Consider the following 7,984-nt stretch of genomic DNA (forward strand, 5'->3'; position numbering starts at 1 on the left):
GCTATTTGTTTTTATTTATTATTGTTTATATATATAAAACCAGACTTTTGCAATGTTTTATAGTTTAATTTATCTGAACTAAATTGATAGTCTATAATGTAAAAGTAATTTCCTGTTGGTAAGCCCTTGTCTTTTCCTATTGTGGATCTTCCGTTAGAATAGCCCTTAAACACTTTTTCTTCATTGTTATAGCCCTTTTCTGCATATACTTCAACACCCCAGCGGTTGAAGATTCTAAGTGTATTTTCAGGAAAACAATCAATACCGTCTATCTTTAAATAATTATTGTACGATGAATCTCCTACATTTATGGCATTGCGAACGTCTTCGTCTTTTATTTCACATACCACGTGTATTCTTTGCAAATGCTTTGTGCTGTTACCACAGGCATCTGCTGCCGTCCACTCTCTTACTAACACGTACTGGTTTTCACATTCTCCTGCTTCTTCGTACTCATTTAATGTAATTGTTACCTCAGAGCTTTTATCGATTGCTTTCATTTTTGATGCTTCAGGAATAGCGTCACAGCTAGTATAAAAATCACTAGGTACGTCTCCATTAAAAGTGGGAGCGGTGGTATCTGTCACCGTGATTATCTGATTATGTACTGTTTGTAAACCAGATTTATCGGTTGCAGTCCATTTTCTATGTATGGTATAATTTCCTGTACAGTTACCCGCTGTTATTGTTTCATCAAAACTTACTGTAACCGCCTCGTCACAATTGTCTGTTGCTGTCAACGTTTCTGCTACTGGTATCGTATCTATATTATGCTCTATTACCATATCTTCTGGCATTGTTCCTATAAAATTAGGGGCTATAGTATCTTCTACTCTAATCGTTTGAACCAAGTCGGTAGTCAAGCCACCACAATCGGTCAAGGTATAGGTACGGGTAATAATCAAAGGAAAAGCAACATTTTCTAAACCACCATTATCTGTATCGGCTACTGTAACTGTAACCGCACCACCACAATTGTCTGCTTCGTCAAGTACTGCTGAGGCATCGGCTGCGGGTACTTCACTCATACAAGCGACCGTAATGTCTGACGGTGCTGTTCCTGTAGGTGCTACTGTATCGTGTACCGTGATGGTTTGCACTAATTCTGTCGTTAAGCCGCCACAGTCGGTTAAAGTATAGGTGCGTGTGATTACTAAGGGACTGTCATTACAACCACTGCCGCCATTATCGGTGTCGGATACTGTTACTGTTACTGCTCCGCCACAATTGTCAGACTCATCTAACACTGCTGCTCCATCTGCCGCTGGTACGTCACTTATACATGCTACCGTTATATCTGATGGTGCTGTACCTGTTGGTGTTTCAGTATCTTGTACTGTGATGGTTTGGATACATTGTTGTGAATTAAGCACAGTACCTTCTCCATTATCGCGAATACCATTGTTATTTGTATCTTCGTATTCTGTAACGGTATACGTTCGTGTAACTTCTCCATTACAGCTAGGCAAGGTTCCGTTATCTGCTACAATTTCAATTACACCACAAGGAATATCTCCAATCACACCATCTCCGTTTCCTAAACTCTCAAACTCTGCTTCGGTAATTGTTCCGTTTGCTGGTAAATCTGACACACAGTTTACTGAAGTAGTTGGAAAAGTAGGACAGCTTACTTCAAACACGCAGCAAACGGGTGAGCTTCCTGTAATAGGTAAAGTATTACAGGCATTCTTATCCTGAAAACTAACATTATAATCGGTTCCTGCTACTATTAAATCAGAAGTCCATGTATGACGATTTCCTGATGTTACCCATGTCCCTGGTGCTCCTGTCCCTGTTGCTTCTACTGAATCATTATTTCCTAAGACAACTGCTGTTAGTGTATAACCCGAACCATCATTGGCACATTGAGTGGTTTCTAAAGCTTCTAACGTTAATTCGTTAAAAGTTGTAATTTGAATATCATCTGTGTTTAATGATGCACTACCACACCCAAATTGGTCTTTTATTTTATACTCTACTTTATAGAGCGTAGTTGTTTGAGGGGTTACTTCTATACTATTAACATTTGTAGCAATTACTTGATCTGCATCATCTTTCCATACTATATCCCAAGTAGAAGTAGAAATTGGAATTCCTAAAGTTATAGTATCTCCCTTACAAGGAGTAGTATCACTTGCTACTATTTCTGGTGTTGAGGAAGACCCTCCTATTGATACACTAAAACTTTTTGTTGTACAGAAAGAAGAAGTAACACGCATAGAATATTCTCCATTTGGTAATGAAGCAAAAGTATAACCTGAAATATTTGGATCTGATTCATCATTTGCTGTATAAGTTTCTAAAATAGTATTAGGGTCCGATTGACTAAATATTTCATAGGTTAGTGGATACACTGGTGTTCCTTCTATGATGGACACCGTTGCTATTCCTGAGCCATCACCACAGGAAACTTGGCTTCCCGAAAGTACTATATCACCATAAGTGACACTCCCTTTTAACTGCCATTTAAAAGACCCATTACGTTTTAATGCTGCCGAGTATTGAGTTATTGCATAATTCCCAAAATTAGCACTATAAACAGCTACATAATCTCCAGAAGGTAAGTCGATAAAAGTAGCTTTATTTAAAGTGTTTGTTGTTAAGTAATGCCATCCACGTCGTTGCCCTAAAGTACCATCTCCATTATCTATAAAAACTTCAACCAAACCTTGAGAAGCATATCCATGTGTAGGGTTCATACTAAACATAAGTGTATTTTTATCGGAACAACTAGGGATTGTTTCTACTGACGGGTCAATATATCCAACGGTATTTATCAAATCAAACGAAAGGTTTTTCTCACTTACTCCTTGGCAAGTACTTGATGAAACAACCTTTACATTATATGTTCCTGGAGGTAAATCACCTACAAATATTCTTTGTGCAGACGATTCAGCAGTAACTGTAAAAGGGAAATCTATTTGATAACTCCCTGCTAAGGTTTCAGGCTGTGTAGGATTAATTGTTACAGAGTTTCCATGAGTAGGTGAGGTTACGGTAATTGTAAGTGGATAGCCCAAACCTTGTACTCCTGTTAAAGCAAAACTAGCAGTACCTTCTAAAACTCCATTCCCAACAAAACCAGACACATTATCTATAGGCTGTTTGGGCTTTCTGTTTATAGATACAAAAAATTCATCAGATAAAGTAGTACAACCATCATTTGCTGTAAATCTGTAGTTTTTATCATAAACAATCTCATCCGTTAAAAGTACTTCTTTTATTTGATTATCATTTGCCTCTTGATCATGCCCTACAGAAATCCAGTTTCCTGGGGTATCTTCGTATTCCACACTTACACTATTTGGAGTACACCAAGCATCAAAAGAAATTTCAGACTCTAAATCGCCGGTAACTTTTGCTAAAGTACCAATACTATAAAAATTTACTCTAAATTCATCCTTACAGGTATCAGTGTTGAATTTTGTAGTAACATTTCTTACATCAAAACGCGGGGTTAAATCGGGCACTGTAAAACTAACATCACGTTCATTACATGCGTCCTGTAAATGTACTTGTACTTGATCCCCTGGGTTTAACTCTTGACCAACGGTCAAATAGCGTGCATTATAATTAGATTTCCTAAGAGTCAGGGGTACCGCTGGTGCTCCATTGATACTAATGGTGCTATGCTGTTGCAAGGCATTTACATTTTCTATACCATCTGTAAAAATCACATAATTAAAAATATTTTTATTACAATCACCACCACTACAATCCTTTTCAAACCTTACAAAGCTATTATACATAGAACTGAAACCAGAAACAGGAATACTTATTTCTTGACCGATAGAAACTTCACATCCTGCTACTCCAGGTTGATCAGTAACTCTATAAATAAATTCTTCTCCTCCTGAAAAATTTTCAAAGGTATGAGAACGATTTGAAGTTATTCCTGAAGTATGTATTACATTACCATTACTATCTAAAAGTTCGTACTGGAATGGACCTGTCCCTCCACTTTGTACTGATAACGTAAGTGTGGCATTGGGAGTATAAAAATCAGCATCTGCATTACAAGAAGGTCTTGTTGTAGAGGTTTTTATTACCATAGGGTTGTACAAACTCGTAATTGTAATGGGATTATTTGAGTAGTTGATTGTCTGAATTCCGTTAAATAAACGTACTTCATAATCTCCACCACTTAGGCTAGTAAACTCTACGGGGCCTCCATTTGCAGGAAGTGCTTTGATTACTTCTGAACCAGATGCGAGTTTTAAAATAACATTCCAACCACTACAGTTTGTTGCATTGGGAACTGATACCGATATAACTCCGTTCGCACTACAAGTAGCGTCTTGCGAGGTAACCACAAAACTTCCCACATCGCATTGTCCATAAGTTTTTAGTGAAAAAAATGCTACTACGATGAGTAACAAATTGAACAAGTAATTTTTCATCATTTTTTTTAATTTTTTGTACAACCTTTTTGTCAAGTATCTAATCAGGATATTGTTAAGGTTATTTATTAATAATAACTTAGTAGTATTGGTTTATCTAAAATTTAACTAGAACTATTTTTGTTAAAAAAATTCTAACGAGATATCACTATAACTAAACCTAGCTATATAGCGTTCAGATCTAAAAAAAGAGGAAAAATTTATTTCGCACCTAAGCTTTTGAAAAACTTGTATTTATAAAAAAACGAACACTCCCCCACCGTAAATCTATTACATCTGCTACTCTTTTTTTAATTTTATTCTTTATATATTCACGAAAATGAAAAAACAAAAACACTGAAAAACAGATTATTAAAAACAAGAGTATTCTTATACTAAAAAATATAGAATTTTAAAAAGGTAATATTGTAAGCTTCCCCAAAAACCGAACTGTTTAAAATTAGCATAATAATCTTAACTTTAGACAGTATTATGAGAAAAAGTAAATTTTCACCGCAACAGATTGCAAAGATTTTAAAAGAGTTCGACAAGGGCAAGAGTGTTGACCAGATAAGCCGTGAGCACGGTGTAAGTGCTGCTGCATTTTACAAATGGCGTTCAAAATATGCTGGGATGAATTCAAAAGAATTAAAACGACTCAAAGAACTAGAACAAGAAAATTATAGGTTAAAACAAATGTATGCTAGTTTAGCTCTAAATTACCAGATGGCTAAAGAGATTATAGAAAAAAAGCTCTAAAGCCCTGTCGTAAACGAAGTATCACTAAAGAACTTATTCATTACGGCATCAATAGGGCGTGCCGTGTGTTAAATATGAGTAAAAGCGTGTATTACTATAAGCCACAGCCTAAAGATGATAAGGTTATAGAAAAAGCATTACAACAAAAAGCTAAAAACCATTCAGAAGAAGGATTTTGGAAAGCTTTTGATCGCTTACGTGAAGAAGGAAAGCCTTGGAATCACAAACGTGTACATCGTGTTTATGTAGCCTTAGGACTTCCCTCAAGAAGGAAGGCGAAGAAACGCTTGCCTGCAAGAATTAAAGAACCTCTAGAAGTTCCAAATATATTAAACCATACTTGGTAGTATGGATTTTGTAACCGACGTCTTAGAAAACAAAAGACGCTTTAGAGCATTTAATGTAATTGATGATTTTAATAGAGAGGCATTACATATCGAAATAGACTATTCATTAACGAGTAATCGTATTGTTTGGGTGCTCAATCATTTAATTAATAAAAAAGAAAAACCGCAAAAGATACGAATGGATAACGGTCCTGAGTTTATTGCCAATATCACAAAAGAATGGAGTGAGATGCATCATATAGAATTTAAATATATACAACCTGAAAAACCAACTCAAAATGCTTTTATTGAACGTTTCAATGGTTCTTACAGGCGTGGAGTTTTAAACAAGTATATTTTTGAAAACTTAAATCAAGTTCGAGAGCAAACTAAAATATGGATGGACGATTACAACCATAAAAGACCACACGATAGTCTAGGTAAAATCCCGCCAGTAAAATATGCAAGACTTAACACCTCTCTGGCTAGCACAAGAGGTGTTAAAAAACAAAATAAAAATGTAATTTTGGAAAACTAAGCAGTTCTAATCTGGGGAAGCTTACAATATAATTGATACGGTTTGATAGAGTTTTAATTATCAATTTCTTACAATAGAAAAAAGTTCTTCGGTAAGTAGTATTTAAAACAAGTAAGATGGCTTGAGTTATTACCAATTAAAAATAAATTTTAATTATTGGGTTGATTTGATTGAAATCTTTCCTTCTTTAGAAAAGTAGATGGTGTAAGTCCTACGATATTCTTAAAAACTGTGGTGAATTTACTGTGAGATGAGAAACCACATTTCTCAGACAAATAACTTATTTTATAATTTAAAAACTCTGGATTAGTTTGAACCATCTTAATAAAATGAAAAACTCTAAGCTCATTAATATAATTATTAAAATCTTTCTTTTTATGAGTATTAATTATATAAGATAGATACTTCGTATTGGTGTTTAACTTTGTAGATAATGAAGAAAGACTGATATTGGAGTTAATGAATTCTTTTTTATCTTCAAATTTTTCTAATTCAGCAAGTAATCTATTTTCAGTTTGCTTTGGCATTAGACATTTTGTTCCTGTTTTCTCTACCATTAACAAAGGAGAGTTTTTCGGCTCTAATTTTTCATTGAACGCATTGAGTTTTTCTATAATAGCTTTATATTTTTCTAATTCTTTTCTGTTTTTTCGTTTCGTAAATAAATAAAAAAGAATGCTACATATAAATAGTGTGCTGATTATAGTAATAATTTTACTTAGTCTTAAAAAGTCTGTTTTCTGCTTCTTAACAACACGATTAAACTCACTATTAGAAGTTTCACGCTCTAGCTTAATATTTTCCTTTACACTATTAATGTACTTTGTATTGTAGAATGTGTATTTATCAAAATCTTCTTCTTTAAGATAATATTTTTTTAAATCGCTATAGACTAACTTTTTTAAAAAAACATGATTAATATTTTCAGCTATATTTTTTGCTTTTAATAAATAAGATAGTGACTCTTTAGTTTTATTAAATTCTAAAGCTATTTTTCCTAACCCATAAAATACCATACCCATCCATTGTGACTCACCTGCATTCGCTTTATTTAAATAAGTTAATGCCTTTTTATAATGCTGTTTAGCATAATTATACTTTTTTAAGTTTAAGTAACTCCTTCCTAACATTTCTTCATTATTTCCAAAGAAGAAAAGCTTCATTCGTTCGTTTTTTATACTCGAGAAAAGCGGCGAAACTTTTTTTAATAACACTATGGCTTCATTGTAATTTTTCTCGTGTAATGCATAATGTGCCTTTTCTTGGTAAACCATTCCTCTGTATTGATTAGAAACATTTATAGCCTGTATTTTTTTTGAAGCTTTTAAACCTTTCTCTAAATACTCTTTACCTTGGTCTAAAAGACCTAAAATACGATATTGAGTTGAAAGGAACCCATAAACTCTGGCTTTCCACTCGTAATTTTCAGTATTACTCAAAATTGAATCTGCTTTAAGAACATAATCTATAGCTTTTTTTCTCTTACTTTGTTTTTCTAGAAGATCAGCCGAAAGCATTAATGATTTTATTTTATGAATATTAGTTTTAGATGTTTTGTACAAAGAATCTGCTATTTTGCTTGCTTTCACAATATCTATTGCTGATACTCGAACAGCCGTATTATAAAAAATACTATCAAATTTTTTTGCTTGTTCCTGAGCTAATACATAAAAAACATGAAATAAGAAAAATAATGTAAATAGCTTTCTTAAATAAGACATAATAACTGGGGATTTTGGGGATAAATATACTCCCTTTTAGTTGAACTATATTTTAAATAATCTTTTATATTTCGATTATTTATACAAAAAAAAAATAAGGATTATGGTTATATAACACTCTATTAGAACCCGTTGTGCATTTTAAATAATGCTAATTTTAATACTGTTAATATTTCTATCAAAAACAAATTTATTGATGTATTGAATTGTTGTTAAGGCAGCTATTTTAGATAGTATTCTCGTCTTAAACCCTTGAAAAGA

The 7,984-nt window shown here is 33.5% G+C and carries 2 protein-coding genes and 2 pseudogenes; 1 reads left to right on the forward strand and 3 read right to left on the reverse strand.

Going from position 1 to position 7,984, the window contains the following annotated elements:
- Nucleotides 1–11: 11 nt before the first annotated feature.
- The gene (locus Q4517_RS07705) at nt 12–4,403 is read right to left on the reverse strand and encodes a gliding motility-associated C-terminal domain-containing protein (RefSeq protein WP_303507955.1); all 4,392 of its coding nucleotides are present in this window, start codon (nt 4,401–4,403) and stop codon (nt 12–14) included.
- Between the two features lie 468 nt (nt 4,404–4,871).
- On the opposite strand from Q4517_RS07705, the pseudogene Q4517_RS07710 reads away from it, so the two are divergent.
- A pseudogene (locus Q4517_RS07710) lies at nt 4,872–6,002 on the forward strand (IS3 family transposase).
- A gap of 149 nt (nt 6,003–6,151) precedes the next feature.
- Here Q4517_RS07710 and Q4517_RS07715 read toward each other — a convergent pair.
- Nucleotides 6,152–7,723, reverse strand: coding sequence for an AraC family transcriptional regulator (locus tag Q4517_RS07715; protein ID WP_303507956.1), 1,572 nt, complete (start codon nt 7,721–7,723; stop codon nt 6,152–6,154).
- A 141-nt stretch (nt 7,724–7,864) separates the two neighbouring features.
- A pseudogene (locus Q4517_RS07720) lies at nt 7,865–7,984 on the reverse strand (IS982 family transposase); the annotation flags it as partial.

The organism is Tenacibaculum sp. 1_MG-2023, from assembly GCF_030547425.1.
Lineage (GTDB): Bacteria > Bacteroidota > Bacteroidia > Flavobacteriales > Flavobacteriaceae > Polaribacter.

What these genes read in the sequence shown, in the direction of transcription:
- Q4517_RS07705 (WP_303507955.1), bottom strand. Translation starts at nt 4,403, where the DNA reads ATGATGAAAAATTACTTGTTCAATTTGTTACTCATCGTAGTAGCATTT.
- Q4517_RS07715 (WP_303507956.1), bottom strand. Translation starts at nt 7,723, where the DNA reads ATGTCTTATTTAAGAAAGCTATTTACATTATTTTTCTTATTTCATGTT.